Origin of the sequence: Fulvivirga aurantia, assembly GCF_009711475.1 — a bacterium.
Lineage (GTDB): Bacteria > Bacteroidota > Bacteroidia > Cytophagales > Cyclobacteriaceae > Fulvivirga > Fulvivirga aurantia.
In genome coordinates this window covers 1-1518 of sequence record NZ_SMMD01000283.1, presented here as the reverse complement: position 1 = coordinate 1518, position 1518 = coordinate 1, and the positions used below count along the sequence as shown (strand labels likewise).

At 37.6% G+C, this 1518-nt stretch carries 2 protein-coding genes; both read right to left on the bottom strand.

Annotated elements, in window-relative coordinates; translation table 11 throughout:
• Positions 1–225: 225 nt before the first annotated feature.
• A complete protein-coding gene (locus E1176_RS01165) occupies positions 226–714 on the bottom strand; it encodes a hypothetical protein (protein ID WP_155208754.1) in 489 nt (162 codons plus the stop codon).
• Positions 715–956: 242 nt separating this feature from the next.
• Complete coding sequence (locus tag E1176_RS01160) at positions 957–1373, bottom strand: hypothetical protein (RefSeq protein WP_155208753.1); 417 nt, start codon at positions 1371–1373, stop codon at positions 957–959.
• Positions 1374–1518 lie beyond the last annotated feature (145 nt).

Here is a 1518-nt window from a genome sequence, read left to right as displayed (position 1 = left end):
CCTTTATGCAGAGGGTTATCATCTATTCGTTTTCAAGTGGTCTGTCGAATTAAATTAAGACGGCATTCAAAGTATCAAATACGCAGTGCATCATACAGATAAGAAACTCCCGCGAGCAGAGGATAATAGAAAGCACAACAGTTTCTTTGCGGCAGATAAGCGGCATATCTTGCAGAAACTTGGCAGATGGCTCAGTAAGGCCATGCGCTATATCGTTTGTTAGCCTCAGGCAATTCCGTTTATATTCAGGTCTTTGAATTTTTCACTTTTTAAGTCAAACAGAACTCCCCAGAAATAATCTCCACCATCGCAAAAGACAATCGGTTCTGTTTCCCAATTCTTATACCACTGTTCAAAAGAGTTTTTGTCAATATGGAAAGCGTTAATGTAGATGTATCGTTTTCCCTTTATGGTTACTCCGATATATTGATAGCCAAATTTTCTTAGTGATTTGATTTTCACTCCAGAATAGCAACACCCACTAGATTTTAAGCGAGTTAGTTTACGGAAATTTTGTTCTAATAGAACTACTTCAGTGTCAGTCACCATCCAGAAATCTGTGATATTATCAGGTGTTGATCGAGAACATTGATTTAGAAGCTCAGTTCCGGCCTCAGCATCTAACGCAGTTGCATAATCAGGTTTGAAAGTCTGGCTTAAAGACTCCAGACTTATGATCAAACAAATTATAGCTGTTATGGAAAATCTACTCATTGGCTATCAGAGGTTGAAGCTAACGCCTGTGTAGAAAACGAATGCCACACGAGGCTATAAAAAACTAAACCTAGCATTTTCTGCTAACTTTCTCAACGCACACAAGTCAAAAACTGCTCAATCCTTTCAAGTTTCTACTGCGTTCTGGCTGGTCGTCCAGCTATGGAATGCAAGCAGAAATGCGAGCAAGTCGCACAACCGGGAGCTACAAAGTGCTTTAGCATATGTTTTTCTACACCATATTAGCGGCTTTCTAATTCGGAGTTATATGTTCTTAAGAAGTTTTTAAATGTATCTATTTGGTGGTCATAAACGAAACCTAATTTATAGGTTCGGTTAATTGTCTTGAGAATAACGTTATTATCTTCTAGGGCGAGGTTCGTTACAGCATTTGTCTCGAAAATTTTTGGCTTACCGTCTACTGTTAAATAAAATTTGCCATTATCGAATTCAAAAGTCGCTTCAGATAATTTTATGGACCAATTAAATGTGACCAGAGAGATGATAATTACAAAAATTGGTATAGAGAAGATTATCCAGTCTTCTTCTAGATTTATTAGAGGCCTCGCATTCCATCCGACTGTCTTTCCGCCCTTAACTGCAACTGCAAAAAAGAGTAATACGAGTAAAACGACTATAGCCACCATTGTGATTTTCAAACTAAGTGAAGTCAAACGTGATGACCTTAAATTCTTTACAAATACTTGGATTCTCAATTTATCCATGAAGATTGATTGCCGCTAACAACTGCATCTGCATATAACACATAGTGCGCTATACTTACTATTAACGTGCACTAATATA